Genomic DNA, 25,740 nt, shown 5'->3' on the forward strand with positions numbered 1-25,740 from the left:
GGGCGCAGCGGCGGCTGCTGATAGCGCGAGAGCGCCTAGTCGTTCGCCCGGACGTAGGTGTCGCTGGGCTTGTAGTAGTCCTTGGCGTTCTCCGGCGTGACGACGGTGGTCTTGATGAAGACCTCCTTCTTCGGGCACGCCTTTGTGTCGCCGTTGTAGGCGGCGACGGCCATCTTCACGGCCTCGACGCCCTGATCCCAGGGCTGGTTGGAGGCGGTCGCCTGCATCGGACCGGTCGGGTTGTCGACCATCTCCTTGACCACGTTCATGCCGCCGTCGTAGCCGGCGACGATGACGCCGTCGCCCCAGATGCCCGCCTGCTGGAGGCCCTGTTCGATGCCGCCCTGCATGACGTCGCTCATGCTGTAGACGATCTTGAGGTCCGGGTTCGCCGTCGCGACGTCGCGGATGGGAGCGAGGGCCTTGTCGGGCTTCCACTCGCCGTACTTCGTCTCGAGCTTCTTCGTGGAGACGCCGGGGTGGTCCTTCATGACCTTCTCCCAGCCCTTCATGAAGCCGTTGAAGCGGAGGTCGCTGAGGACGTCCCCGGGGAACCCGCCGATGCCGACGATCTTCATCTCGCCCGTCTCGCCGAACTTGGCGAGGGCCTTCTTGGCCGCCACCTCGCCCGCGAGGGACCCCGTGTAGCCCTGGTCCTCGGCGACGTAGCAGTACATGTCCTGCACGAGCGACTTGTCGAGGTTGGAGTTGACGGTGACGAGGGGGACGCCGGCGTTCTGCAGGGCGGCGACCGAGGCGCCCACGCCGATCGGGTCGTTGGGGTTCATGATCACGACGTCGACGTTCTTCGTGATGAGGGTCTGGACGTCGGCGTTCTGGCGCACGGTGTCGCCGTTGGCGTCGAGCAGCTGGATCTTCGCGCCGAGCTTCTTGGCCTCGGCCTGGCCGCCCTCGACGAGGGTCTTCCACCAGTCGCTTCCGCTGATGCCGCGCTGGCTCCAGCCGATGACGAGGCCCTTGCCCGTCTTCTTGTCGTCTGCCGAGGCGGCGCCGTCGGTTCCGCCGCGCGCGCATCCCGTGAAGAGGACGGCGGTGACCGCCGCGATGCCGGCGACTTTGAGCATGGTTCGGGAACGGGTGCTGATCATGTTTCCACTTCCTTGTGAGGTGATCGGTGCAGGGTGTTGCTTCGGGGTGGGGCGGGTGGTGCCGTGGTGCGAGTGATGCCTGTGGTGCGGGATGGAGCGGATGGCGGCGGCGCCCCGATGGGGAGGACGTGATGTCCGCGGGACGCCGCCGCCGAATGCTCAGTCGAGCGGGGTGAACACCCCGCGCTCCTCGAGCAGCTTGATGTTGCGGGCGCGGGTCGCGCGCTCCCGGGCCAGCCAGTCCTCCCCGGGAGGGGCGTCGAGGTACTGGTTCTTCGGGTAGATGGGCTTCTCGTAGATGGCCGCGTACTGCTCCGTGCGCATGTCCTTGAAGCCGTTGAAGACGCCGTTCGCCTGACGGTCGCGACGCAGCGCGTCGATGTCGATCGTCGTGCTGACGAAGGTGTCGCCCGCCGTGACGCCGGGGGTCTCGGTGATGATCTTGCCGCGCTGGTTGACGATCATCGAACGGCCGCCGAAGAGGTCGTTGATGACGCCGTCCGGGCCGAGCTCCGGACCGAGGTTCGGGGCGACGACGATCGCGTTGTTGAACAGGGCGTGCGCCTTGTTCTGGACCTCCCACATGCCCTGCGAGGTCTGCGGCTCGATGAGCGTGGCGCGGATGATGATCTCGGCGCCATTCATGGCGAGGCCGCGCGCGATCTCCGGGTAGGCGCCTTCGTGGCAGATGACGTAGCCGATGTTGCCGATGTCCGGGGTCTTGGCGACCGGGTAGATCGCGTCCAGGACGTTCCCGTTGCCCTTCTTGACGATCCACTCGTCCCACAGGTCGTGGGGGTTCGTGGTGCCCAGGGTGCCACCTTCGAATCCGTCCGAGGTGGCCTTCGCGCGACGGTAGATGACCTCGCCCTGCGGGTTGATCATGAACGCGCAGTTGAAGTACCGGTCCGGGAAGTCGTCGTCCGCGACCAGGTAAAGCTCGCCGGCGATGTAGGTGTTCAGCTCACGAGCGGCCTTGCCGAGCTCGTCGGTCTCGGGACCGGGGATGGTGCGGGCGAACTTCTTCTCATATTCGCGATCACCGGCGTGGAAGGCCATGTGCATCCCCTGGATCGCCATCTCGGGGATGACCACCAGCTTGACCGGGTAGCCCTCGGTCGATGCGACGCCGACCGCCGTCTTCATGAACTGGATGATGCGCCTGGTGTTCGTCAGCGCGTCTTCCGGCTCCACGATCGGGATCTGCAGCGGCGACAGCGCTACGACTGTGTACGGCTCAGTCACGTCCAACTCCTTCGTTGTTTGGGTTCGTGTTGGCCATGTTAGCGCACTATCAGAATCTGTCAAACGAAAGTTTTTGGCCTGTAAACCCGGGGATAGTGCACATCGTGGCGACGAGTGAGCGCACTCTTACCTAGAGTCAGCCGTGGTGCAGTTCGCGCCGGGTCGCCAGGGTCGCGCGTGGATGCGGCACGACGTCCTCCAGTCCGAGTTCGACCAGCGCGAGCCGGGCACGCAGCACCGTCGAGCGGGGAAGACCCGTCGCCTCGGCGAGCTGATCGGTACTCAGAGACGAGATCCCTCCGGCCGATGACCGGCTCACCTCCACACGCGCCACGCGGCGAACCGCGTCGGGGTATATCTCATCTCGCTCCGAGTCCACGCTAAGCGGGAGCGGACGGCGGGGATATCCGGTCAGCGAGCACGGCTGTCCGATGTGCGCGCGGTGGACGCGCTGCAGCGGTCGAGGATTGTCAACCCGGTCCCATCGGAAAAGTTCCGCCTACGTTGCGTGCGGTAGAGGAGCGACGCCCCGAGCGGGATCAGCGAGCGCCGCCCCCGTCCTATCGATTCGACGGAGGGAAGAACAATGAGAGCAGTGGTGTACGACGGGCCGCGTCAGGTCAGCGTCCAGGATGTCCCGGATGCGCGCATCGAGCGGCCCACGGACGTGCTGGTCCAGATCACCTCGACCAACATCTGTGGATCGGATCTGCACATGTACGAGGGCCGCACAGACTTCGAGACCGGACGCTGGTTCGGTCACGAGAACCTGGGCCGCGTGGTGGAGGTCGGTGACGGCGTCGACAAGGTTCAGGTGGGCGAGTACGTCGTCCTGCCGTTCAACGTGGCGTGCGGCCACTGCAAGAACTGCGAGCGCGGACTCACGAACTACTGTCTGACCGCACAGCCCAAGGACGAGTGGGCCGGCGCTGCGTACGGGTTCGCCGACATGGGCCCCTGGGCCGGCGGACAGGCCGACCTGCTGAGGGTGCCGTGGGGCGACTTCAACTGCCTGCGGCTGGGTGAGGACGCGGCGGAGAAGCAGTCGGACTACGTCATGCTGGCCGACATCTTCCCGACCGGCTATCACGCCACCGAGATGGCCCGGGTGCAGCCCGGCGACCAGACGGTCATCTACGGCGCCGGCCCGGTCGGCTGTATGGCGGCCTACTCCGCCGTCCTCAAGGGGGCGAGCAAGGTGATGGTCGTCGACCGCCACCCCGACCGGCTGAAGCTGGTGGAGGAGATCGGCGCCATCCCGATCGACGACTCGAAGGTGGATCCCGTCGAAGCGGTCAACGAGATGACCATGGGCCTGGGAGCCGACAACGGCTGCGAGTGCGTGGGCTACCAGGCGCACGACGTCGAGGGCAACGAGCACCCGAACATGACGCTCAACCGTCTGGTTCAATCCGTCCGGTTCACCGGGACCATCGGGGTGGTCGGGGTGTACATCCCACAGGACCCGGGGGCGTCGGATGAGCTGGCGAAACAGGGCGAGGTCGTGTTCGACTACGGCCAGTTCTGGTTCCGCGGACAGACGATGGGCAGTGGACAGGCGCCGGTGAAGAAGTACAACCGGCGGCTGCGCGACATGATCGCCGGGGGCAAGGCGAATCCGTCCTGGATCGTCAGCCACGAGCTCTCGCTGGATGAGGCGCCCGACGCGTACGAGCACTTCGACAACCGCGACGACGGCTGGACGAAGGTCATCCTCCACCCGTCCGGGGCGAACGCCTGACAGCAGCGCGGCGGACGGCGGCGTCCTGGGCTACCGGACGCCGCCGTCCACCCCGCCTCCGTCGGGAGCAACCATGGCAGGACGGCTTCTCTCCGCCCGCCGCACGTTGATCTGCGTGGCGATCGGCGTCGTGACGGGAACCGTCGCGGCGCTCGCGGTCGACCCGCGGATCGGCCCACTGGCCGGATGGTGCACGGCCGGCATCATCGACCTCGCCTGGGTTTGGCGCATCTGCTGGCCGAAGGACAGCGCCGGCACCGAGCGTTTGGCGCGCGAGGAGTCCACCACGCACGTCACGGACAACGTGATCGTCGCCGCGTGCCTGGGCAGCATCGCGGCCGTCGTCGTCTCCGTCGTGCAGTCCAGCAACCGGAGTACGGACCTGGCCTCGGTCGTCCTGGTGCTCCTGGGCATGATCGGCACGATCGTGGCCTGGGCCCTGGTGAACACGGTCTACGCGTTCAAGTACGCACGCATGTACTACGTGGACCATCACGGGAACGGCTTCGACTTCAACCAGGAGTCCCCGCCCACCTACAGCGACTTCGCCTACCTCGCGTTCACCATCGGCATGTCCTACGGCGTCTCGGAGGTGGAACCGAACGCGATCGGCACGCGCCGCAAGGCACTCATGCACGCTCTCCTGTCGTACTTCTTCGGGACGGTGCTGATCGCCGTGGCGATCAACCTGGTGACGAGCCTCGGCGGCCAGGGCTGACGCTCGCCGAGCCTCACCGCGGTGCGGTGAACAGCCACGCGGCGAGCGCGCGCACCTGGTGCACCAGCCATGCCGAGGGCGGAGGCTTCGTGACCGGCGGGGGCACGGGGCCAGCGGCCGGTCCCGGGAGGAATTCGACGAAACCGCACCGCGGGCAATCCGACAGATGCTGATGGACGGCGAGACCGACTCCGTAGTACGGATTGCGAGTAACGCGCATGCGGCCTCCGCAGTGAGGGCACCAACGTGGGCGCGTCAGCTGAGTCGGCTCGATCATCGTGGTCCAACGGCTTCGGGCGGGCGGATGGGCGGGCCGGCACGGTGGCCTTCCCCACCCGAAGAGGAGGACCACCGTGCCCATGGGTCGGTCGGACACGTCGACCGTGCATCCACGCTAGGTCGGCCCCGGGCGGTGGGCTATCCGTCAGGCGAACACCCGTGTCCTCTTCGCGAACGATCCGCCCTCCGCCCGGCTCGGTGGCGCCGCGAGACCTGCTTACAATCGCGGCATGCTTCGGGACCCGGGGGAACTCTTCGCCACGCGCCGCGTGGCAGCGGGTGACGGCGTGGAGGAGGCCCGGCAGGCGCTCTCCCGGGTGTTCCTCCCGGTGGATTTCCCCTCGGCACGGGCCTCGGGCGCTGTCGCGATGACGCTCAACGCGCTCGATGTCGGCCGGGTCACCTGCGGCTTCATGCAGTTCCGCGAGGAGGTCCGCATCGAGACGGCGGAGGCCGAGAACTACCATCTCGACATCCCGGTCAACGGCCGCGCGGTCATGAGGGCGGGCGTCGGGCCGGAGATCCACGCCACATCGCGTACTGCGGGTGTGTTCATGCCGGGAAAGCCGGTGCGGCTGGACTGCAGCGCATGGTTCTCGCAGCTGTCCGTCATGATCCCGCGCGCCCAACTCCAGCTCGAATTGGAGCACCTGCTCGGCCGGGAGTCCGTGCGCTCCCTCGAGTACACGAGCGAACTCGATCTCACCGGGCCGGGTGGCCGGATGCTGCTGCAGGCGCTGCGGACGATCGATGAGGCCTCCGCGATGGAGGACGGACCGCTGGCGCACCCACTGGCACGGCTGCGGCTGGAGCAGACGCTCATCCAATCGCTGCTGTTCGCTCAGCCGCACAACCACTCGAGTGCGCTTCGCGCTCCGGCGGCCGACCCGGGTGCGGTGCCGGTCGCCCGCGCGGTGGATCTCCTCCGGGCCGACCCGGCGCACCCGTGGACCGTCGTCGAGCTCGCCGCCGAGGTCGCGGTGAGCGCGCGCAGCCTTCAGCAGGGCTTCCGACGCTCCCTCGACACCTCTCCCATGGCCTACCTCCGCACGGTACGCCTGGAAAGGGTCAGGGAGGACCTCATGCGAGCCGATCCGGCGACGGCCAGCGTGACCGACGCCGCCACCCGGTGGGGCTTCGTTCACCTCGGGAGGTTCGCCGCCATGTACCGCACGGCATTCGGCGAGCACCCGTCGCAGACGCTGCGGTCGTCCTGACACCGGGCCCCCGGGCCGACCGGACCGGCGTGTCACGCGGCCCCGGACCGCGGCGTCTCTCCTTCTTCCTCCTCCACTTCGAGGGCGGCGGTCTCGGGATCGTTTCCTCTGGCTACGCGCACCATGGCGGAGACCATGGCGTTCCCGACGGCGATCAACGGCACCGCGAACAGCGCGCCCGGGACTCCCGCCAGGCCGGTGCCCGCGGCGACCCCGACGACGACCGCCAACGGGTGCACCTTCACGGCCCCGCCCACGAGAAGCGGTTGCAGGACGTGCGCCTCCAGGAGGTGCACCAACAGCACGCCGGCGAGCATGATGAGCGCCTGCACCGGACCGGCGAACACCAGAGCGATGAGGACGGCGATGATGCCGGACACGATCGCGCCGATCACGGGGATGAACGAGAACAGCAAGACGATGACGCCGATCGGGATCGCCAGCGGGAGACCCAGGAAGAAGGCGACGAGGCCGATCCCCACGCCGTTGACGACAGCGACGAGGATCTGCACCCGCACGAACCGGGTGAGGGTGCTCCACCCGGCCTCCCCTCCGGCCTGAAGGGCCGGCCGGCCGCGGCGGGGGAACAACCGTGTGATCCACCGCCAGATCCCGGCGCCGTCGATGAGGATGAAGATCGTCGCGAAGAGCGCGATCAGGGTGTCGGCGAGAATCCGCCCCGTCGTGGAGCCGACGCGGAGAACGCCGCCGATCAGCACGCCGCTGTCCTTCTGGGCGAGCGTGCCGGTGTTGCGGACATAGCCGGCGAACTCGGCGTCGGTCACGTTCCACGGCGGCTGCCGGAGAGCATCGCGCGCCCGGCTGAACGCGGCGGCCGATTGGTGCTCGAGCTGAGGGAGCCCCGCGCGCACCTGCCACACGACGAGCAGGACGAGACCGGCGACCACACCCCCGAATACCACGAGGCTCACCAGGATCGCCGCCCACTTCGGCCAGCGGTGCCGCATCAGCAGGGCGACCGCCGGCTGGAGCAGCGCCGCGATGAGCAGCGCCACCAGCACGGGCACCACGATCTCGTGGAACGTGAACACCAGATAGATGACGACACCGGCGAGCGCAGCGATCGCGAGCAGCCGCCACGCCCACTCCGATGCTGTGCGCACTCCGCGCGGAACAGATGACTCGCGCTCGGTGCGCGAGGAAGCAGACGATGCCACGGCGACTCTCCCAGGGATAGGTCGCCCGAGCATACGCCGGGGCCCGCATCCCGAGACGGGCTTGCCCGACGCCAGCGCCTGTGCTGCGCGGCAGCGGTCAGCCCATCGCAATCGCGCCGATCACGAAGAACCCCAGCAGCAGCCAGAGCGGCAGGCCGGCCATAGTCTCCTTTCCGCTCGGCGATTCACATCCGCTCCTTGATTCCCGCCCGGACGAGCAGCCAGTTGACCGGGAAGCTGGTGGCGAAGCCCGCGAGCATCGCCCACTGCATGGCGAACCAGAACTCGGGCGAGTCGACCGGCGCGCGCCCGCCGCACCAGGCGGGGAACAGCACCAGTTGGATGAGGGCCATGAGGCCGAACATCCCGATCTGCCATGCCGTGATGGAGGCCGCGTCCGCCTTGATCGCATCGAGCAGGCTTCGCCCTGCGCTCTGCTTCCGCATCGGCGCGATCGCGAAGTATTGGAAGGCGATGCCGATCACAAAAGCGAGCGCGAAGTCGATCACCCAGACGGCGAACATCTTGTCCTCGAAGATCCACCCCCAGCCGCCCAGCACCGCCACAGCCGGGATCGCGAAGGCCAACCATTCCGCTATGAGGTCGCCGAGAGCGCAGCCGGCTCCGCAGTGGCTGGTGCCCTTCGCGACGGAGACGGCCATCGGCGCATCCTCGTCGCGATCCGCGCCCGGGTCGCCGCTCGATCGCCCCCGGGACAGATAGAAGGCGAGCCCCAGCAGGCCTCCGAAGAGCATGGTCACCGGCCAGACCACCGACATCACCCGCATCGGCTGCGGGTGACGGATCACATCGACCGCCACCCAGACCGCGCATGCGACACCTATGACGAGAGAGGTCGCCGCGACGGCGGAGAACCAGCCGGGGAAGTGCGCGAGCGGTGGCGTGATCGGGTCCTTCCGTCGGGGAGAGCGAGTCGTGTGGAGTTGCAACTGTTGCATGAATGCATCAGTTAGGGTACCCCGACTCCTCTCCGGGGCAATGCCTCCCGCCGGTCCCGGTGCTGATGCCGCCCCTCGCAGGCCTGATCCGCCATCCGCCATCCCGGCGCATTCGCCTCACGTGCGGAAGTCGGGCAGCTCGATCCGGTCGTACAGACTGCGGCCGACCGCGAGGTCCGACACGCCGGGCAGCGTCATCAGCCGCATCACCGTGTTGCGCAGCTGGAGCAGCGCTCGGCTGCGCGGCGCGAACGCGCCGCCCATCCGGGTCGCACCCTTCTGCTTGGACCCGATGAACGTGCCCAGCCGCTCCTGGTACGCCGCGAATGCGGCGACGTGGTCACCTCCGGCCGCATGCAGTTCCGCCGCCAGCACGTACGCCTCGATCATCGCCAACGCCGTGCCCTGGCCAGCCAGCAACGAAGGGGCGGCGGCGGCATCGCCGACCAGGACGATCCGTCCGCGACTCCAGGACGGCATCCGGATCTGGCTGGCTGAGTCGCAGTAGAACGTGCGCGCCCGCGGCAGCGTCGCCAGGATCGCCGGCACCTCCCAGCCGAGGCCGCCCAGCCGTTCGCGGAGCAGCGCCTCCTGAGCCTGGACATCGTCAAGCGGGATCGGACCCTCATGGCGGAACGTGAACACGAACATCGAGACGTCGTCGTCGAGGCTCAGCCGCAGCGTCTGCGCGCCGACCTGGGTCCGCATGACCGCGACCAGTTCGTCTCGCGGCCGGTAGCCGACGACGTCGAACACCGCCACGGCGATGCCCAGGCTGCGCTCGAACTCCGACTCCGGCCCGAACGCCAGCCGCCGGACCGTGGAGTGCAACCCGTCGGCGCCGACCACGAGGTCGAAACGCCGGTCGCCGCCGCGGGCAAGTCGCACCGCGACGTGGTCGCCCTCGTCGCGGAGCTCCTCGACCGTGTCGCCGAACACCAGCTCGACGTCGTCCGGCAACGCGTCGACGATGATCCTGGACAGATCCGACCGGCCGACGCTCACGTAACGGGCCCCGTGCCGGCCGATCAGCTTCACCGGGTCCAGTGACAGGATCCGGCGGCCGTGCTCGTCGACCTCGCGCACCTCCCGCATCCGGTAACCCGCCGCCTGGACGCGGTCTGCGATGCCCATCCGGTCGGCGACCTCGAAGCCGGCACCCCAGAAGTCGACCAGGTACCCGCCGCGCCGCAGCTCGGGCGCAGACTCCAGCAGCACCGGCTCGTGCCCGCTGCGGCGCAACCAGTACGCCAACGTCGGGCCGGCGATCCCGGCTCCAACGATCAGCACCTTCATGACGACCTCCTCGCCGTCTCGCCCCTCACCACACGAGGGATCCGTCATCGCATCTCTCTTCTGGTGAGGTGAAGACCGTGTCCCCACACGGCCGGGGGCTCAGAGTCCCAGCGTCAGCAGGTCCTCCGGAGTGGGCTCGCCCGCAGCCGTCGAGAACAGCTCCAGGGCGTCGATGATCTGCTGCTGCTCCTCGGCGCCCAGAGAGGTGAGGACGGACGCGACCTGGCGGCGGCGACGCTCTGTGACCTGGTCCACAAGGCGACGCCCGTCATCGGTGAGGTCGACCAGGATCTCGCGGCGGCTCTGCGGGCTCTCCTGGCGCGCCACCCAGCCACCGTCGACCATCCGGTCGATCGTCCGGCTGAATGTCGACGGCACCGCACCGACCCGGGCGGCCAAAGCGCCCATCCGCATCGGCCCCGATCCGGCCAGCACGACCAGCACACGGAACTGCGGCAGCGTCACCTGCTCCAGCGCGTCGGCCACCGACCGCGCGACGATGCCGAGCAGCGCCCGGGACGCGCGAAGCGTCGCCTCGGTCGCCTCGTGCGGGAAGCCGTGGTTCTGCATGGTTCCTCCAGTGTTACCCTATTGATGCACTTCTGCAACAGTTGCACTTCTACACGATTGGAGCCCCGTGTCGGCCATACCGGCGAGCATCCGCGGAATTCTCACCGGATCCCAGGCAAGCATGGCGCACTGGTGGCGCCGAGCGCTGGCGAGTCCCGCGCCGCTGATCACCGCGGCGGTCGTCGTCGGCGCCGGCGCAGGTCTTGCGGCCGTCGTCTTCCGCTGGCTGGTGCAGACCGCCACGATGATCTTCACCGGCGCGACGGACTACGCCGCAACGACGGGCCATCCCGCCAACCCGTGGGTCCCGTGGCTCGGCGGCGCGTTCGTCATCCTCGCCCCGGCCGTCGGCGGCCTCATCTACGGGCCGCTCGTGCACCGCTTCGCCAGGGAGGCCCGCGGCCACGGCGTACCGGAGGTCATGTACGCCGTCGCCCGGCGCGGAGGACACATCCCCGGACGCGTCGCCGTCGTCAAGGCGCTCGCCTCCGCCATCACCATCGGCTCCGGCGGCTCCGTGGGACGCGAGGGACCGATCGTGCAGATCGGGTCGGCGCTCGGCTCCACGCTCGGCCGGATCACCCGCATGTCCGAATCGCAGCTTCGCACCCTCGTGGCCTGCGGAGCGGCCGGCGGCATCGCCGCGACGTTCAACGCCCCTATCGCCGGCGTGTTCTTCGCCCTGGAGCTGATCCTCCGCGACTTCGCCACCCGCTCGTTCGCCGCGGTGATGCTCTCGTCGATCACGGCCTCCGTGGTCGGTCGGGCCGTCTTCGGCGACCACCCCTTCCTCGCCCTGCCCACCTTCACCGTCACCAGGCCCGGCGAGTACCTGCTGTTCGCCGGTCTCGGCCTTCTGGCCGGCGCGGTCGGCGTGCTCTTCAGCAAGATCCTCTACGCGATCGAAGACCTGTGCGACTGGGCATGGCGCGGCCCGGAATGGCTGCGCCCCGGCGTCGGCGGCCTCCTCCTCGGGCTCCTGCTCTTCGCCATGCCGCAGCTCTACGGCGTCGGCTACCCCGTGCTCGAAGGGAGTGTGGCCGGGAAGTACACCATCGGTTTCCTCCTGCTGCTCGTCGTCGCGAAGATGGCGGCCACCAGCCTCACCATCGGCATCGGCGGCTCCGGCGGCGTCTTCGCCCCCAGCCTCGTGATCGGCGCCGCCTTCGGCGCGGCGGCAGGCGAGGCCATCGGGCTGGTCATTCCGGGCCTGTCCGGGCAGGCGGGGACCTTCGCCCTGGTCGGCATGGCCGCTGTTTTCGCCGGGGCGACCCGGGCGCCCATCACCGCCGGAATCATCCTCTTCGAGCTCACCGGCGAATACACGATCATCCTCCCGCTGCTGCTGGCCGTCATCGTCGCCACCGGCGTATCCCGGCTGCTCAGCCGCGACACGATCTACACCCGCAAACTCACCCGCCGCGGTGTCGACCTGTCCGCGCCCGCACTCCCCGCGCTCACCCGCGTCCCGGTCGCCGCGGTCATGTCCCCGCCGCCGCCCACCTTCAATGCATCGGCCGACGCACACGAAGCCATCACCTGGTTGGCCGACTCCCGCCGGCGAGCCGCACCCGTGGTGAACGACGCAGGAGAGTTCGTCGGCATTCTGACGGCCTCGGATGCAGCCGAAGCCGTGCGCACCGACGACGACGCGAACACACGCCGTGTGGCCGAACTCATGGGAAGCGCGCAGATCGTGTCCGCCGATGCGCCGGTCGCCGATGTCCTCGGCCGCGTCATCGAAGCCGAGGCCACAGACGGTGCGCCGGTCGTCGCGAACGGCATCCTCGTCGGTTGGCTTGCACCCACTGACATCCTTCGCGCCACCGCGGGCTGAGTCGAGGCGATCGCCGGAGCTGGTCCGCCGACGGAAAACCACCGGAATCACTGGGATTCCGGGGGTTTCGATCGGCGGAGACGGAGGGATTTGAACCGTGACGGCGCTCCTCAATCGACCTTGAGAAGCCCGCAGCGCCGCGGAACTCTGCCGCTGTTCGCTGACATGAGTCGGTGGCGGATGACGGCGGTTGTGGGGTTTCTGTGGGGTCAGCATCACGTGCGAATTGGTGGTCTTCCTCTTCGCGTACTCGACGAGACTCGGCGCAAGTGGTTTCTCGAACACTCCGCGTAGGCTCGCATGCGAAAAGGATTAACTGACCCGGCCGACCCGCCTTGGTCGGCACAACGCGAATAGGGCTCCCTCGACTGTGGCTCCGCTCACGTGACGTTGTCGCGGAGGATTGTGGGCAGGAACCCCACCCGGTCTAGCTGGTAAATCAGGTGCACCGTGAGATCGCTAGGTGCAAACACCAACCGATAGCTGCGCGGTCCGTCAGCATACGTGAGCAGGCCCCGGTCGAGTAGCCTGCGGATCGCGTGGCTTCGGTTGGCGGGGGCCCCGGGGAACGCTGACTCCAAGTCTCCAGCACGGACCGTCGATTTGTCGGCGACAATCCGCAGCGCGTTTCGCTCACGTTTCGCTATTCGGCCCGCGTCGTGGAGTCTGTCGATTGCCGGCCGCAGCAGTTCATTGGTGACGAAGGCGTTGTCACGGAGCGACCGCAACCGCTCCAAGTCGGTGTTCAACCCATTGAGAACGTAGGTGCACCAAGCGATGAGCCCGTCGTTGTCGAGACGATCGGCTCGTGCGAGGTTGTCGTAGTATCCAGTGCGGTCTGCTCCGAATACAGCCGTCGGGTTGACTGCCCGATAGCTAGTCGTCGAGATGAATCCCTGCCGGATGAGCATGGCATAGGTCAGCAGCCGGGCTACTCGGCCGTTGCCGTTCCCGAAGGGGTGAATCCAGAGGAAGCGATGATGGACAATCGCGGACTGAAGCAACTGCTTGTGCGGTTCTACTTCCTCGTTCGCGAAGTCCAGAAGCTTAGTCATGTCGGTGAGCACATCGGAAGGGAAAGGCGGTCGGTGCTCCGCCTGCCCGATGGTGACTTCCCCGAGCCGATACGCTCCCGGAGTCCGGTCACCCTCCCGGCGCAGCCCGTCGACCACCATGCGGTGAAGCTCTCGGATGAACAAGTGCGTGAGCGGCCCGTCGCTGGCGTGCTCTTCAACGAACGCCATCGCCTTTTGAATCTTGAGGATCTCCTCAACACCCTCAGACGGTGTGCTCTGCGGGTTGCGTCCCTCCATCGCTCCGGCGACAGCGTCCAGCAACGACGTCCGGTTTCCTTCGATGCGTGCAGACATGATGCTGGTGAGCAGTTCGAACAGTTCTTTGAGCTGGAAGAATACGATCGGTGGCGTGGACCCGAAGTCAAGCTCCGCACGCGCGCGCTCTAGGTTGATGACCGCTCTGCTGAGCTCTGAGTCGAAATCGAACCGCGGGTAATTGATCTCTTCCATTTCTCCGATTTTCGATTCGATTTGCCGCCATTTTATCTGTTGCGGCAGAAAGTCCTGGTTAGCCCGAGTTATTTGCAGCGACGTTGATTCGCACAATTATCACACGATCACTTCCGTTTTTGACATTGACTTCAGCGCCGGCTTACTTTCGACCATTTGCGCTCCCAATTCCTGCGGCTTTTCTTGCTGCTGTAGGAGCAGAGTTGCTGCGAGGTCTTCTTCCCCACAATGAGGACGAATCGAAAGCCCACTAGGGTGCGCTATACGGCATCGAAATGCCCTCCTTCCTTAGCAGGTCCCAAAGGATGCCTTTCCGGCGCGCTCATTTACCAATGGCACCAGCGCTGCCATCATCGATAACGACTTCTAACCGCTATAACGCCACAGAGCCGAGCCGACCTCGGTGATTTGGCCGCATGCTCCAAATCACCACACTCAGCGGCTGCCCAGGGGCAGTCAGCACGCGTGAGCCGACTGTCGTCCATTCCGGCCGAACCGCGTGGCCCGCGAGACGCTCATCGCCGCGCAAGAACTGCTTGGAGAGGCTCAATCATGCGCCGGTTCGACGCCACCGACGCTGATTCATTGACGAGCGTATCAACCGATTGCGGGGGCTCGACCATCGCCAGATCCCGGCAGTGGCGCGGGCTTAACGGGCAAACCGGCTCACGCCGTAGTAGCGGCAGCTGGGGGCGATGTTGCCGCTGACTTCCTCGACATGCCGGAGCAACGCGAGCTTGTGATTCGCCCGCCGCTCGATCGCCCGCTGAGCTGCAGCGGAGAGTGCTTTCGTCATGCAGTCTTCCTCCCAAGTGGAAGACCCGACTGTCAACAACCTCCGTCAGTTTTACATTCAGTGGAGCACCTCGCCGCGCCCGGATAAACAGGGGTCGCGTGTAAACCAGGTCGCATGGCAAACCGGGAAAATCCGGCAACGGACATCACGCGAAAATGTCGTAGGTGAGACGGTGCCCGTCTGCGCGCAGTCGCCTACTAGTGACGAGTTGCGTCTCCAGAAAGCGTGTCCCGCGCAACCGCAGGAGTCCGCGACGTTACTGCTGAAGTTCGACGTCGACTCCGAGAGGCGTGCACGCCTGGCGCGCCTCTGCAGCCGCGGCCTCGACCGCAACGATCCCGATCCCAGTGGTCGGTGAGTCGTTATCGAGGTAGGAGAGCAACGACGCCTGCGCCTTGGTCAGGGTCCGAGCCAGTGGAGCCCAGGAGGGGTCGGCCGCCTGAGCGGAGTCGGCCGCTTCCGTCACCCGAGCGCCGGCTGCGCGCGCGGTGTCCTTCATGTCCTGCTCGCTCGATCCACGCCCCATGAACATCTGCGCGAGCTGCTCACAGCCACGAGTGGCGTCCGCCTGCCCAGGAACAATCGTGGTGGTGGGCGTAGGTGTCGGGCTCGGCGTGGGGGTGCTGGTCGGGGTCGGCGTCGGAGTGACGGTGGCAGCCGGCTGCTCGCCGAGCAGGCCGGTCCCGAGCGCGTAGGCGACGCTACCGCCCGAGATGGCCAGTGCAAGCACCACGAGGGCCGCTACGAGGGCCGTGCGCTTACGGCCGCTCGCAGGACTGGGGTGTCCGGCCGCGTGCGTCACCACAAGCTCGCGAATCGCCGCCTTGCGGCGAGGGTCGAAGGTGGGCTCGCTCATCGCTCTCCTCCGTTCAGTGCGGCAGCCAGGCGTGCTTTAGCCCGCGAAAGGCGAGATTTCACGGTGCCGTGCGAAATGGCGAGCGCTTCGGCGGCCTCGGCCGTACTCAGCTCCTCGAACACGCAGAGGGTGATGATGTCCTGGTCACGCTTCGGGAGCTCCGCGAGTGCAGTGCGCAGCGCGGACCGACGCGCGTCCCCGTCCAACCGGTCGTCCACAGCATGCGAGTGGTCTGGCGCGTCCTCAGGCGCTGGCAGGTGGGCGAGAGCTTCGCGATACCGTCGCTTCGAGCGCAGCTGATTGCGGAACACATAGTTGGTCGTCACCAGCAGCCAGCCAACCACCGACCCGTCGACCAACCTCATGCTGTCGCGCCGCCGCCACGCCTCGAGGAAGACCACCGCGGTCACGTCCTCCGCGTCGTGCAACGACGCGGTCAGCCGCAGCGCCTGTCGGAACACGCGGCCGTGATGCAAGTCGAACAGCACCCCAAATGCGTCGGCATCCCCGTCACGGACGCGGCCGAGCGCTTGCTGCTCGTCGAGAACAAATCCCCTCACATCTTCATAGTGTCCGGTCGCGGGGCACCGGTTCCCGATTAGAGGGGCAATTCGAGATCACCGACCATGGTCTCGAGGGTCACGACACTCCTCGTCCGCCCCGCACGAAGCACTATGGCGCTTTGAGAGGCCGAGTCAAGGGTGCAGCTCCGCTGCATCGCGCAGCGAGTTCCTCGTCCGCCAACTGAAAACCCCCGAAATCACTGAGATTCCGGGGGTTTCGATCGGCGGAGACGGAGGGATTTGAACCCTCGGTCCCCTTACGGGGACTCCACCTTAGCAGGGTGGTGCACTAGGCCTGACTATGCGACGTCTCCAGCGCGACCGCGAGCGGACGCACGACGACCATCATAACGGACGATGCCGGGCCGTCCTGACACCGCGTTCTCAGGCGCCAGGGGGACCTGGGTGGAGAGCGTGCCCAGGATCTGCGCGACGAGCGTGATCGACCAGACCAGCGCGATGACGAAGCTCGCAACGGTCACGCCGATCGCGACCCACATCGGGGCGAGGCCGCGGCCGCCGGCGACTCCGCGCACCACGACGCTGCGGCCGATCGGGTAGACGATGCCGAGGAACGACCACGCCCAGTGGAAGGGGCGCTCGACGCCGCGGCGCACGAGCTCGCGGTAGTCCAGCCACGAGAAGACGATGCAGGCGGCCGTGATCAGCCAGCCGATCCCGATCACGAGGAAGTAGACCGGGCCGCCGAGGAGCGCCATCGGGTCGGTGACGACCACCCGCGACGGGGAGCCGGACGTGGACGCGAACACGGGCTGCGGGTGCAGCAGGAACAGCAGGAGGGTGCTGACCAGCGGCAGGGCGGCGACCAGCCAGATCCAGGGCGTGTAGATCGGGGTGTCGGCGGGGAGCGGACGGCGGCGGGCAGGGGCGTACGGCGCCCCGTACGGCGACGGACCCGCGGCCGCAGGAGCAAAAGCCGGAGCAGGAGCGGGCACAGGCGCCGCGTGCTCCGTCCAGTGGGCGCCGTCCCACCAGCGGAGGGCGCCCGAACCCTGCGGGTCCGGGTACCAGCCGGGTGCGGGGGCGTTCTGGTCGGTCATGCCGGTCAGGACTCCCGGCCGACGGCGGGCTCGCCGACGAACTGGTGCGACTCGGAGGCCAGCTCGGGCCAGTCCTCGGCGTCCGCGATCCGGACCCAGGCGCCCTTCGGCTCGCTGCGGCCGGCGGGGACCGCGGCAGCCACCTCGCGCTCGACCAGGTCTGCGGCGCGGTCGGCCGGCAGGTCCACCGCGAGCTCGACGCCGTCGAGGTAGGCGAAGAGGCGGCCATGCACGTGCAGGCCGGTCGCGGTCACCGACACGTCGAGGTCCGGGTCCTCCAGGAGCTGGGCGGCGAGCACTTCGAACGCGGAGACGGGGCTGTCGGTCATGCGGGTCCTCTCGATCGGCAGGCAGAGGCACGCCGAAGGCGTGCGTTCCGCACTCTATCCCCTCCGCATCCACCCGCACCCGCTGACCATCGCCGCATTCCGGCCGATAGTACGGGTATGCGCAGAGTGATCGCCTCCCTGATCGGCGCAGCCCTGGTGTCGGCTGCGCTCGTGTGGGCGCCGACGGCTCCGGCCGCCCGCGCCGCCGACGTCCCCGCCTTCGGCAGCCGCCTGTATGTCGACCCCACCAGCGACGCCCAGCGGGTGTACGAATCCCTCCTCGCCCAAGGCGATACGACCCGAGCGGCACTCATCGGCCGCATCGCGAGCCAGCCGACGGCGGTCTGGCTGGGCGACTGGTACACGCCGACCCTGCTGCTCAGCGTGATCCAGCGGCACCTGAGCGCCGCCGCCGCCCAGGGGGCGACACCGGTGTTCGTCACGTACGCCATCCCGGATCGCGACTGCGGCGGCTACTCGGCCGGCGGCTACACGCCCGACCAGTACTTGGACTGGACCCGGCAGGTCGCCGGCGCGCTGGCGGGCAGCCACGCCGTGGTGCTGATCGAACCCGACTCGCTCGCCATGCTGTCCAGCGCCAAGTGCGCGGGGGTGGCCGCGACGCGGCTTCCGCTGCTGCAGTCCGCGGTCGGCATCCTCGCGGGCGCCGGGCTGTCCACCTACCTCGACGGCGGCAACGCCCGGTGGCTGACCCCGGATGCGCAGGCCGCCTACCTGAAGTCCGCAGGCGTCGCCGGCGCGACGGGATTCTTCACCAACGTCTCCAACTTCGACACGACTCAGGCCGAGCGCGATTACGCGGGCAAACTCTCCTCGCGGGTGGGCTGGAAGCACTTCGTGATCGACGTCTCGCGCAACGGCAACGGCTGGACGGGCACCTGGTGCAACCCGCCCGGGGCCGCGCTCGGTCAGAACCCGCAGATCACCCAGTCGGCGACGAGCAAGCTCGACGCCCTGCTCTGGGTGAAGCACCCCGGCGCCAGCGACGGACCGTGCAACGGCGGCCCGGCTGCCGGTGCCTGGTACGAGAGCGCGGCGGAGGCCCTCGTGCTCAACAGCACGGCCGGCGCGGGGACGACGTCACCCCTCGGCTCCGGACCGGGCCCCTACGGCCGGCGGGCGCCCGGGCTCGCGGTCAGCCGGCCCCACCGGTGATGAGCGCATCCACGCGGGGAGGGACCGGAGTCGCAGCTCATGCCGGCATTCCGAGATCCGCCGCCAGAGCGAGGGTCGCCCGGGCGCGCGCCAGGGCGGGGAGGTAGCTGCCGTCGATCGTGGAGGGGTCGCTCGACCCCTCCACGGTGTCCCGCGCCCAGGCCAGCTCGTCGGGCGACGGGCTCAGTGCCTCGTTGATCGGCTCGGCCTGCGTTGAGCGCAGCATCAGCTTGCCCGTCATCCCCAGCACACGGGAGGCGCGGGCCGCTTCCGAGACGCCGGCCGCCGAGTCCGTGAGGGTGGGGCCGTCGATGGGGCCGGGCAGCCGGGCCGCGGCGCTCGCGACGACCAGCCGCGAGCGTGGGTACGCGAGGGCGACGGGGTCGTCGTGCATGCCGGTGTCTCGACGGAAGTCGCCGGATCCGAAGGCCAACCGGAACGTTCCCCGCTGCCGGGCGATCTCGGACGCGGCCTCCACGCCCTGGGCGCTCTCGATCAGCGCCACGATCCGGGTCCCGGGCGGCAGCGACAGCGCCGTCCGGGCCACGTCGGCGGCCGACTCCGTCTTGGCCAGCACCACGCCGAGCAGGCCTTCCGAGGCTCCGACGGCGCGGATGTCCTGGATCCAGTGCGGAGAGGTGACGTCGTTCAGCCGCACCCAGGCGGATCGGGACGCCAGGTAGGCGGCGGCCGAACGGCGGCCGCCCTCCTTGTCGGCGGCCGGAACCGCGTCCTCGAGGTCGAGCACGACCGCATCCGCCCGGGAGCCCGCGGCTTCGTCGGTGCGCAGCGCGGAGACGAGGTGCCACGATCGCGCGAGCCGCGCGGGCACCGCGGAGGGTGCGATGCCCGCGGGGCTCTGGGCGAGACGGGTCATCGGGTGCGCTCCGCCGTCGGCTCCTCCACCGCGGATTCCTGCGGGGTGGTGCCGACGATCGCGTGCAGGGACGCGGTGGAGGGGACGGGTTCCGCGTCGTGGCCGACGCCCATGGTGGCGTCGTCGAACGGCCGGGCGCCGCTCAGCGTCAGCCGCACCTGCTCGGTGTCGATCTGCCGGGTCCAGCGTCCGATCACCAGCGTCGCGACGGCGTTGCCGGTGAAGTTGGTGACGGCGCGCGCCTCCGACATGAACCGGTCGATGCCGACGATGACGCCCACGCCGTTCACCAGGTCCGGACGGTAGGTCTGCAGGCCCCCGGCCAGCGTCGCGAGTCCGGCGCCGGTGACACCGGCCGCGCCCTTGGAGGCGACCACCATGAACAGGAGCAGGCCGATCTGCTCGCCGAGGGCCAGCGGGGTGCCCATGGCGTTGGCGATGAACAGGGAGGCCATCGTGAGGTAGATCGCCGTGCCGTCCAGGTTGAACGAATACCCGGTCGGCACCGTGATGCCCACCACCGAGCGCGAGACGCCGAGGTGCTCCATCTTGGCGATCAGGCGCGGCAGCGCGGCCTCGGAGGAGGAGGTTCCGACGATGAGCAGGTACTCCTGACGCAGGTACTTCAGCAGCGAGAAGATGCTGACCCCGGTGACGACCTTCAGCAGGAGGCCCAAGACGACCACGATGAAGACCGCGCACGTGATGTAGAAGCCGACCATGAGGGTCGCGAGGCTCACCAGGGCCTGGGGCCCGGTGCCGCCGACGACCGCGGCGATCGCCCCGAAGGCACCGAGGGGCGCGAGCCACAGGATCATCGAGAGGATGCGGAAGACCACCGCCTGCAGGGTCGTCACGGCCTTCACCACGCGGGCGCCCCGCTCACCGAGGCTCTGCACGGCGAAGCCGACGAGCAGCGCGACCAGCAGCACCTGCAGCACGCTGCCCGAGGTGAGTGCGGAGAAGAGGGTGACCGGGATGATGCCCAGCACGAAGTCCGTGCCGGATACCGGTTCGCCGGCGGCCTTGAAGGCGACGCCGTGGAGGTGGAGGCCGCTGCCCGGGTGCAGCAGGTTGCCCACCACCAGGCCGATCGCCAGCGCGAAGGTGGACATCACCAGGAAGTAGCCGAGCGCGAGGCCGCCGATCTTGCCGACGGTGGCCGCCTTGGCGATCGAGCCGACGCCGATGACGATGGTGCAGAAGATGACGGGGGCGATCATCATCTTGATGAGCGCCACGAACGCCGTGCCGATCGGCTGGAGCGTCACGGCGAACGCCGGTGCGACGATCCCCACGATCGCTCCGGCGATGACCGCGACGATGACCGCGAGGTAGAGGTAGTGGTTTCGGTTGATGCGGCGCCGCGCGCCGGACTTCTTCAACATGGATGATTCCAATCGATCGGAACGTCGTTGTGCCTGATTCACTGGGTCGTGATGCACCCTCAGCTTGCGGATGGCGATCCGGCCGTCGCTACTTGAGGTCATACTGTTCATCGGAGGAACGAGGTCGCAGTGGACTGGATACGGCGCTGGAGCATCGCCAGCCGCATCTTCGCCCTCCAGCTGATCGCCGTCGTGGTGGTCGCCGGGACGCTGACGCTCGTCCTGTGGCTGAGCTCGCGCCAGGACGCCAACCAGACCGCCACCCGCGTGTCGATGGCGGTCGCCGCGACGCTCGCCCACGACCCCGCCGTCGTCAGCGGCGTGCAGTCGCCGCAGGCGACCGAGCAGCTGCAGCCGGTCGCGATCGAGGAGATGCGGGCGACCGGCGTCGACTTCGTGACGATCATGGACCCGACGGGCACCCGCTTCACGCACCCCGACCCGGCGCAGATCGGCAAGAAGTACCTGGGCACCATCGCACCGGCGCAGCAGGGACGATCGCTGACCGAGACGTACACGGGCACCCTGGGGCCGTCGGTGCGCGCCGTCGTCCCGGTGATCGACCACCGGAAGGTCGTCGGGCTCGTGGCGTCCGGCGTCACCGAGAAGAAGGTCACCTCATCCATCGCCGCGCGCATCCCCTACGTGCTCGGCGGCGCGGTGCTCCTCGTGCTCGTGGGCACGCTCGCGGCCATGTTGGCCCGGCGCTTCCTGTCCCGGGTGACCGGCACCATGCCGCCGTCGGAGCTCTCCACGGCGGTGACCTACTACCAGGCGGTGCTGCACTCGGTGAAGGAAGGCCTCATCCTGACCGACGACCGGCGCCGGGTGGTGCTCTACAACGACGAGGCCGCCGACCTGTTGGACCTCCCGCCGGCCTCCGGCGACCTCCGGCCGACGCCCGTGACCGAGCTGGACCTGCCCGACGAGATCGCGCAGCTGGTCGTCGACGGCGGCCGGGTCACCGACCAGACGTACGTCGCCGGACGACGGCTGCTCGTCGTCAACCAGGAACCGGCGACGCCGGCCGGAGGATCGCGGCAGACAGTCGGCACCCTCACCATGCTCCGGGACCGCACCGAGGTGCAGCGGCTCGCGGGAGAACTGGAGTCGGTGCGGACGCTGACGGCGGCCCTGCAGTCCCAGAGCCACGAGTACATGAACCGCCTGCACACGGTGCTCTCCCTGCTCGAGCTCGGACGGCGGGACGAGGCGATCTCGATGATCGAGGACCAGGTCGAGCACAGCCAGTCGCTCGCCGACGACATCCTGGGCGCCGCGAATCAGCCGGCGGTCGCCGCGCTGCTGCTCGGCAAGGTCGCGCAGGCGGCGGAGCGGGGAGTGGACCTGCAGGTCGCGGTGGACGAGAGGCTGCCGGACTCGCTCCTCTCGGCGGTCGACCTGGTGACGCTGGTGGGCAACCTCGTCGACAACGCGATCGATGCGGCCGCGGAGAACCCGGGAAGCCCGTGGGTGCGGGTGGAGCTCACCGCCGATCCGGACGGCGGGATGCTGGAGCTGACCGTCGCGGACAGCGGCGCAGGGGTCGATCCCGCCGTGTCGGAACGGATCTTCGATCGCGGCTTCTCGACCAAGCCGTCCGGTCCGCTCGGCCGCGGCTTCGGGCTCGCGCTGGTGCAGGAACTGCTGGAGACACACGGCGGCAGCATCCAGCTGCGGCCGGGGCCGCCGACGGAGTTCGTGGCGCGCTGGCCGGTCGCCGCACGGGCGGCCACGTCATGATCCGCACGCTCGTCGTCGAGGACGACCCGCTCGCCGCCGAGGCGCACGCCAGTTACCTGAGCCGACTGGACGGCTTCGCGGTCGCCGGCATCGTCGGAACCGCCGCGGCGGCGCTCGCGGCCATCCGCGCATCCCTCGCCACCGAACCGATCGAACTGGTGCTGCTCGACATGAACCTCCCGGACGGCCACGGCATCGACGTCGCGCGGCGGCTGCGGTCTGCGGGCATCGCCGTCGACATCATCGCCATCACCGCCGTGCGCGACACCGACATGGTGCACTCCGCGGTGTCGGTCGGCATCGTCCAGTACCTCGTGAAGCCGTTCGCCTTCGCCACGTTCGCGGCGAAGCTCCAGACCTACCTCGACTACCGGCGCCGTCTCGAAGCCCGGTCCTCGCACGCGAGCCAGGACGACGTCGATCGGATGCTCGCGTCCCTCCGGACGCCGGTCGACATGCCGCTCCCCAAGGGTCTCTCCGAGCCGACCCTCCAGGCGATCGTCGACCACCTGCGGAGTGCGGACCGGCCGCTGTCCGCCGCCGAAGTGGCCGAGCCCCTCCGGCTCTCGCGGGTCACCGCCCGGCGCTACCTCGAGCACCTCGCCGACACGGAACGGATCTCGCGGGCGCCGCGCTACGGAACGCCGGGACGGCCGGAGCTCGAGTACCGCTGGCTGCCGTAGGGCGCATCACGAAGCGGAGGGCGTGGGATTCGAACTCTAGCCGGGCCCGCGCAACCAGGGGATCTAACACAGGAATCCGCGAAAACTCGGGCGTCTTGGGTGACCTGGGCGTCCTTGGGTGCTCCCCGATTTCGTTGAAATGTTGTCAAATGGTTGTCACGCGACTTCCATGCAGTTGCCTGCCCTTGACTAGAAACGAGATCTGGTCCAAAGGTCCTCGTACACAACTATTCAGCCGTCAGTGTATAGTCATCGGATGCTGACTCTTGCAGACCGACTTGATGTGATGAACCGGCTCGGCCGGGCGATGGCGGATCCCACTCGTTCGCGCATTCTTCTGACCCTCCTTGCCGGCCCGAGCCACCCGGCCGTGCTGGCCCGTGAGCTGGGGCTCTCACGCTCGAACGTCTCGAACCACCTCACCTGTTTGCGCGGGTGCGGGATTGTGGTAGCCGAGCCCGAAGGTCGCCAGACCCGATACGAAGTCGCCGACCCACACCTTGCCCGCGCCCTGACTGCGCTGGTCGAGGTGACGCTCGCTGTCGACGAAAGCGTGCCGTGCGTGGACCCAGACTGCGGCGTTGAGGGTTGCGTGGCTGGAGAGGCACGGGCATGAGCGCGGTTACAGGTTCCGAGCTCGAACACGTCGACCTTGACGATGACGATGATGATCGGCCCTGGTATCGGAGTCCGAGCGTCCTGATCCCGATCGCTTCCGGCGTCGCATTCGTCGCTGGTTTGGTGTGCGAATGGACTGGCGCGGAGACCGCCGGCCTGGTGCTGTTCTGGATCGGTCTGCTGCTGGGGGTGTACACCTTCGTGCCCGGCGCGTTGCGCAGACTTTTCACCAAGGGCAAGCTCGGCATCAGCCTACTGATGACAATCAGCGCCACCGGTGCGGTGATCCTCGGCTACGTCGAGGAGGCCGCGGCGTTGGCGTTCTTGTACTCCATCGCGGAGGCGTTGGAAGACAAGGCGATGGACCGAGCGCGCGCAGGGCTTCGGGCGCTCTTGAAACTCGTGCCCGATACCGCATTGGTCAAACGCGGCGACGCCACGACCGAGGTCGAAGCGAAGGACCTGCGCGTCGGTGACGTCCTCGTGGTGCGTCCGGGCGAACGGATCGCCACTGACGGCATCGTGCGAGCCGGGCGGAGCAGCCTGGACACCTCCGCAATCACGGGCGAGTCGATACCCGTCGAGGTCGAGCCCGGCACCGGCGTGTCGGCCGGGTCGATCAATACCACAGGCGTGCTCGAGGTCGAGGCCACTGCGGCCGGCACCGACAACTCACTCACTACGATCGTCGAGCTGGTCGAGCAGGCGCAGACCGAAAAAGGCGACCGAGCCCGCCTAGCCGACCGGATCGCCCGTCCCCTGGTCCCCGGTGTGATGATCCTCGCCGCGGTAGTCGGCGTTCTCGGGTCGCTGTTGAGCGGCGACCCCGATTTGTGGATCACCCGTGCCCTGGTCGTGCTCGTTGCTGCCTCGCCGTGTGCTCTGGCGATCGCCGTGCCGGTCACAGTCGTGTCCGCGATCGGCGCCGCCTCCAAGTTCGGCGTGGTCGTGAAGTCCGGGGCCGCGTTCGAGCGGTTCGGCGGCATCCGCCACCTCGCCGTCGACAAAACGGGCACCCTGACCCGCAATGAGCCCACCGTGACCCGTGTCGTCACGACGGGCGCGACCGAGGATGAGGTGCTGGCCTGGGCGGCGAGCCTAGAGCGTCACAGTACGCACCCTCTCGCCACAGCGATCACCAAGGCGGCACCCGACGCTCCCGCCGCTGAAAACGTCGCCGAGACCGCCGGGCACGGCATCGAGGGCACGCTCAATACTGCTCGTCTCGCGGTAGGCAGCCCGAGGTGGCTGGATGCTGGCACGCTGGGCGATGAGGTGCAGGCGATGGAGTCAGAGGGAATGACCGTCGTCATCGTCCACCGCAACGATCAGCCGGCCGGGGCGATCGGGGTGCGGGACGAGCTCCGCCCCGAGGTACCGGAAGTGATCGCCACGCTCAACCGCCGCGGGATCGGAGTCACGATGCTCACCGGCGACAACGCCCGCACCGCCGCGGCACTCGCCGCCCAGGCCGGCATCAACGACGTGCGCGCCGAGCTCCGTCCCGAGGACAAGGCCGCCGCCGTCATGGACCTGTCGAAGTCCAAGCCCACAGCCATGATCGGAGACGGTATCAACGACGCCCCGCTCTCGCGGCCGCCGACGTGGGCATCGCGATGGGAGCTAAGGGCGCCGATGCGGCGATCGAGTCCGCCGATATCGCCTTCACCGGCCACGATCTGCGCCTCATTCCACAGGCCATCGACCACGCCCGTCGCGGACGTAGCATCATCAACCAGAACGTTGTGTTGTCCATCGTGATCATCGCGGTCCTGCTGCCGCTGGCGATCACCGGCGTTCTCGGGCTCGCTGCAGTCGTGCTCGTGCACGAGGTCGCGGAGGTCGTCGTCATTCTCAACGGGCTCCGCGCAGCACGGCGGGAGAAGGCATGACTGGCTCCGCTCTCATACCGCCGGGCGCGGATTCCGTTGAGCTACGCTCTCCCCGCATTGATGGGGCGACGGTGCGGCGGGCA

The 25,740-nt window shown here is 68.3% G+C and carries 23 protein-coding genes, 1 tRNA gene and 1 pseudogene; 9 read left to right on the top strand and 16 right to left on the bottom strand.

The genetic code is table 11. The features are described 5' to 3' along the window. Positions 1-35: 35 nt before the first annotated feature. The 3 genes from ACQ86M_RS14105 to ACQ86M_RS14115 form a co-directional block, all read right to left on the bottom strand. Positions 36-1,109 carry a sugar ABC transporter substrate-binding protein gene (locus tag ACQ86M_RS14105; RefSeq protein ID WP_431219281.1) on the bottom strand — a complete coding sequence of 358 codons (1,074 nt, stop codon included), beginning with the start codon at positions 1,107-1,109 and terminating at the stop codon, positions 36-38. Positions 1,110-1,268: 159 nt separating this feature from the next. Next, the gene (locus ACQ86M_RS14110) at positions 1,269-2,354 is read right to left on the bottom strand and encodes a nitrilase-related carbon-nitrogen hydrolase (protein WP_431245926.1); all 1,086 of its coding nucleotides are present in this window, start codon (positions 2,352-2,354) and stop codon (positions 1,269-1,271) included. A 136-nt stretch (positions 2,355-2,490) separates the two neighbouring features. Next, positions 2,491-2,673: a helix-turn-helix domain-containing protein gene (locus ACQ86M_RS14115; RefSeq protein ID WP_431245927.1), complete on the bottom strand. Its 183-nt coding sequence runs from the start codon at positions 2,671-2,673 to the stop codon at positions 2,491-2,493. 267 nt (positions 2,674-2,940) lie between these two features. Between ACQ86M_RS14115 and ACQ86M_RS14120 the strand changes: the two genes are divergently transcribed. The 3 genes from ACQ86M_RS14120 to ACQ86M_RS14130 all read left to right on the top strand — a co-directional run bounded on the left by ACQ86M_RS14120 (position 2,941) and on the right by ACQ86M_RS14130 (position 6,309). Beyond that, positions 2,941-4,095, top strand: coding sequence for a glutathione-independent formaldehyde dehydrogenase (locus ACQ86M_RS14120; RefSeq protein WP_431245928.1), 1,155 nt, complete (start codon positions 2,941-2,943; stop codon positions 4,093-4,095). Positions 4,096-4,168: 73 nt separating this feature from the next. Next, complete coding sequence (locus ACQ86M_RS14125) at positions 4,169-4,813, top strand: DUF1345 domain-containing protein (protein WP_431245929.1); 645 nt, start codon at positions 4,169-4,171, stop codon at positions 4,811-4,813. 509 nt (positions 4,814-5,322) lie between these two features. Then, positions 5,323-6,309 (top strand): AraC family transcriptional regulator, encoded by a 987-nt coding sequence (locus ACQ86M_RS14130; RefSeq protein WP_431245930.1) that lies wholly within the window; start codon positions 5,323-5,325, stop codon positions 6,307-6,309. Positions 6,310-6,341: 32 nt separating this feature from the next. Here ACQ86M_RS14130 and ACQ86M_RS14135 read toward each other — a convergent pair whose 3' ends face one another. The 4 genes from ACQ86M_RS14135 to ACQ86M_RS14150 form a co-directional block, all read right to left on the bottom strand. Beyond that, positions 6,342-7,433, bottom strand: coding sequence for an AI-2E family transporter (locus ACQ86M_RS14135; RefSeq protein WP_431245931.1), 1,092 nt, complete (start codon positions 7,431-7,433; stop codon positions 6,342-6,344). 239 nt (positions 7,434-7,672) lie between these two features. After that, on the bottom strand, positions 7,673-8,446 hold the full coding sequence (locus ACQ86M_RS14140) for a DUF4396 domain-containing protein (protein ID WP_431219288.1): 774 nt from the start codon (positions 8,444-8,446) through the stop codon (positions 7,673-7,675). A gap of 117 nt (positions 8,447-8,563) precedes the next feature. Continuing rightward, complete coding sequence (locus tag ACQ86M_RS14145) at positions 8,564-9,742, bottom strand: FAD-binding domain (protein WP_431245932.1); 1,179 nt, start codon at positions 9,740-9,742, stop codon at positions 8,564-8,566. 99 nt (positions 9,743-9,841) lie between these two features. After that, entirely contained in the window at positions 9,842-10,312 is a 471-nt protein-coding gene (locus ACQ86M_RS14150) for a MarR family winged helix-turn-helix transcriptional regulator (protein ID WP_431245933.1), read from the bottom strand. A gap of 121 nt (positions 10,313-10,433) precedes the next feature. Between ACQ86M_RS14150 and ACQ86M_RS14155 the strand changes: the two genes are divergently transcribed. Then, on the top strand, positions 10,434-12,149 hold the full coding sequence (locus ACQ86M_RS14155; protein WP_431245934.1) for a chloride channel protein: 1,716 nt from the start codon (positions 10,434-10,436) through the stop codon (positions 12,147-12,149). Between the two features lie 380 nt (positions 12,150-12,529). On the opposite strand, the gene ACQ86M_RS14160 is transcribed toward ACQ86M_RS14155, so the two are convergent. The 7 genes from ACQ86M_RS14160 to ACQ86M_RS14190 form a co-directional block, all read right to left on the bottom strand. Further along, complete coding sequence (locus tag ACQ86M_RS14160) at positions 12,530-13,675, bottom strand: Fic family protein (protein ID WP_431245935.1); 1,146 nt, start codon at positions 13,673-13,675, stop codon at positions 12,530-12,532. A 649-nt stretch (positions 13,676-14,324) separates the two neighbouring features. Further along, on the bottom strand, positions 14,325-14,471 hold the full coding sequence (locus tag ACQ86M_RS14165; protein ID WP_431245936.1) for a hypothetical protein: 147 nt from the start codon (positions 14,469-14,471) through the stop codon (positions 14,325-14,327). A 256-nt stretch (positions 14,472-14,727) separates the two neighbouring features. Beyond that, entirely contained in the window at positions 14,728-15,327 is a 600-nt protein-coding gene (locus tag ACQ86M_RS14170; protein WP_431245937.1) for a hypothetical protein, read from the bottom strand. Next, positions 15,324-15,887, bottom strand: coding sequence for an RNA polymerase sigma factor (locus ACQ86M_RS14175; protein ID WP_431245938.1), 564 nt, complete (start codon positions 15,885-15,887; stop codon positions 15,324-15,326). Before ACQ86M_RS14175 ends, ACQ86M_RS14170 begins: the two co-directional genes overlap by 4 nt. Before the next feature lie 228 nt (positions 15,888-16,115). Then, a tRNA-Ser gene (locus ACQ86M_RS14180) sits at positions 16,116-16,204 on the bottom strand. Further along, positions 16,190-16,951, bottom strand: a complete 762-nt coding sequence (locus ACQ86M_RS14185) for a DUF2510 domain-containing protein (RefSeq protein WP_431245939.1) — start codon at positions 16,949-16,951, stop codon at positions 16,190-16,192. The genes ACQ86M_RS14180 and ACQ86M_RS14185 overlap by 15 nt, the downstream gene beginning before the upstream one ends. Positions 16,952-16,956: 5 nt before the next feature. Then, positions 16,957-17,280, bottom strand: a complete 324-nt coding sequence (locus ACQ86M_RS14190) for a hypothetical protein (RefSeq protein WP_431219293.1) — start codon at positions 17,278-17,280, stop codon at positions 16,957-16,959. Positions 17,281-17,397: 117 nt separating this feature from the next. On the opposite strand from ACQ86M_RS14190, the gene ACQ86M_RS14195 reads away from it, so the two are divergent. After that, positions 17,398-18,456, top strand: coding sequence for a glycoside hydrolase family 6 protein (locus ACQ86M_RS14195; protein WP_431245940.1), 1,059 nt, complete (start codon positions 17,398-17,400; stop codon positions 18,454-18,456). 37 nt (positions 18,457-18,493) lie between these two features. On the opposite strand, the gene ACQ86M_RS14200 is transcribed toward ACQ86M_RS14195, so the two are convergent. Further along, positions 18,494-19,333, bottom strand: coding sequence for an HpcH/HpaI aldolase/citrate lyase family protein (locus tag ACQ86M_RS14200; protein WP_431245941.1), 840 nt, complete (start codon positions 19,331-19,333; stop codon positions 18,494-18,496). After that, positions 19,330-20,721: a cation:dicarboxylate symporter family transporter gene (locus tag ACQ86M_RS14205; protein ID WP_431245942.1), complete on the bottom strand. Its 1,392-nt coding sequence runs from the start codon at positions 20,719-20,721 to the stop codon at positions 19,330-19,332. Before ACQ86M_RS14205 ends, ACQ86M_RS14200 begins: the two co-directional genes overlap by 4 nt. Before the next feature lie 129 nt (positions 20,722-20,850). On the opposite strand from ACQ86M_RS14205, the gene ACQ86M_RS14210 reads away from it, so the two are divergent. The 4 genes and pseudogenes from ACQ86M_RS14210 to ACQ86M_RS14225 all read left to right on the top strand — a co-directional run bounded on the left by ACQ86M_RS14210 (position 20,851) and on the right by ACQ86M_RS14225 (position 25,657). Next, on the top strand, positions 20,851-22,464 hold the full coding sequence (locus ACQ86M_RS14210; RefSeq protein ID WP_431219297.1) for an ATP-binding protein: 1,614 nt from the start codon (positions 20,851-20,853) through the stop codon (positions 22,462-22,464). Then, positions 22,461-23,147 carry a response regulator gene (locus ACQ86M_RS14215; protein WP_431219298.1) on the top strand — a complete coding sequence of 229 codons (687 nt, stop codon included), beginning with the start codon at positions 22,461-22,463 and terminating at the stop codon, positions 23,145-23,147. Before ACQ86M_RS14210 ends, ACQ86M_RS14215 begins: the two co-directional genes overlap by 4 nt. 256 nt (positions 23,148-23,403) lie before the next feature. Further along, the gene (gene cmtR, locus ACQ86M_RS14220) at positions 23,404-23,763 is read left to right on the top strand and encodes a Cd(II)/Pb(II)-sensing metalloregulatory transcriptional regulator CmtR (RefSeq protein ID WP_175338576.1); all 360 of its coding nucleotides are present in this window, start codon (positions 23,404-23,406) and stop codon (positions 23,761-23,763) included. Further along, a pseudogene (locus ACQ86M_RS14225) lies at positions 23,760-25,657 on the top strand (heavy metal translocating P-type ATPase). The gene cmtR and the pseudogene ACQ86M_RS14225 overlap by 4 nt, the downstream one beginning before the upstream one ends. Positions 25,658-25,740: the final 83 nt, after the last annotated feature.

The sequence above is a fragment of the Leifsonia xyli subsp. cynodontis genome, from assembly GCF_050632205.1.
In the GTDB taxonomy this organism is placed as follows: domain Bacteria; phylum Actinomycetota; class Actinomycetes; order Actinomycetales; family Microbacteriaceae; genus Leifsonia; species Leifsonia xyli_D.

Coding starts and splice junctions, on each gene's coding strand:
- ACQ86M_RS14105 (WP_431219281.1), bottom strand. CDS start 1,109: ATGATCAGCACCCGTTCCCGAACCATGCTCAAAGTCGCCGGCATCGCG.
- ACQ86M_RS14120 (WP_431245928.1), top strand. CDS start 2,941: ATGAGAGCAGTGGTGTACGACGGGCCGCGTCAGGTCAGCGTCCAGGAT.
- ACQ86M_RS14125 (WP_431245929.1), top strand. CDS start 4,169: ATGGCAGGACGGCTTCTCTCCGCCCGCCGCACGTTGATCTGCGTGGCG.
- ACQ86M_RS14130 (WP_431245930.1), top strand. CDS start 5,323: ATGCTTCGGGACCCGGGGGAACTCTTCGCCACGCGCCGCGTGGCAGCG.
- ACQ86M_RS14140 (WP_431219288.1), bottom strand. CDS start 8,446: ATGCAACAGTTGCAACTCCACACGACTCGCTCTCCCCGACGGAAGGAC.
- ACQ86M_RS14145 (WP_431245932.1), bottom strand. CDS start 9,742: ATGAAGGTGCTGATCGTTGGAGCCGGGATCGCCGGCCCGACGTTGGCG.
- ACQ86M_RS14150 (WP_431245933.1), bottom strand. CDS start 10,312: ATGCAGAACCACGGCTTCCCGCACGAGGCGACCGAGGCGACGCTTCGC.
- ACQ86M_RS14155 (WP_431245934.1), top strand. CDS start 10,434: ATGGCGCACTGGTGGCGCCGAGCGCTGGCGAGTCCCGCGCCGCTGATC.
- ACQ86M_RS14160 (WP_431245935.1), bottom strand. CDS start 13,675: ATGGAAGAGATCAATTACCCGCGGTTCGATTTCGACTCAGAGCTCAGC.
- ACQ86M_RS14165 (WP_431245936.1), bottom strand. CDS start 14,471: ATGACGAAAGCACTCTCCGCTGCAGCTCAGCGGGCGATCGAGCGGCGG.
- ACQ86M_RS14170 (WP_431245937.1), bottom strand. CDS start 15,327: ATGAGCGAGCCCACCTTCGACCCTCGCCGCAAGGCGGCGATTCGCGAG.
- ACQ86M_RS14185 (WP_431245939.1), bottom strand. CDS start 16,951: ATGACCGACCAGAACGCCCCCGCACCCGGCTGGTACCCGGACCCGCAG.
- ACQ86M_RS14190 (WP_431219293.1), bottom strand. CDS start 17,280: ATGACCGACAGCCCCGTCTCCGCGTTCGAAGTGCTCGCCGCCCAGCTC.
- ACQ86M_RS14195 (WP_431245940.1), top strand. CDS start 17,398: ATGCGCAGAGTGATCGCCTCCCTGATCGGCGCAGCCCTGGTGTCGGCT.
- ACQ86M_RS14200 (WP_431245941.1), bottom strand. CDS start 19,333: ATGACCCGTCTCGCCCAGAGCCCCGCGGGCATCGCACCCTCCGCGGTG.
- ACQ86M_RS14205 (WP_431245942.1), bottom strand. CDS start 20,721: ATGTTGAAGAAGTCCGGCGCGCGGCGCCGCATCAACCGAAACCACTAC.
- ACQ86M_RS14215 (WP_431219298.1), top strand. CDS start 22,461: ATGATCCGCACGCTCGTCGTCGAGGACGACCCGCTCGCCGCCGAGGCG.
- cmtR (WP_175338576.1), top strand. CDS start 23,404: ATGCTGACTCTTGCAGACCGACTTGATGTGATGAACCGGCTCGGCCGG.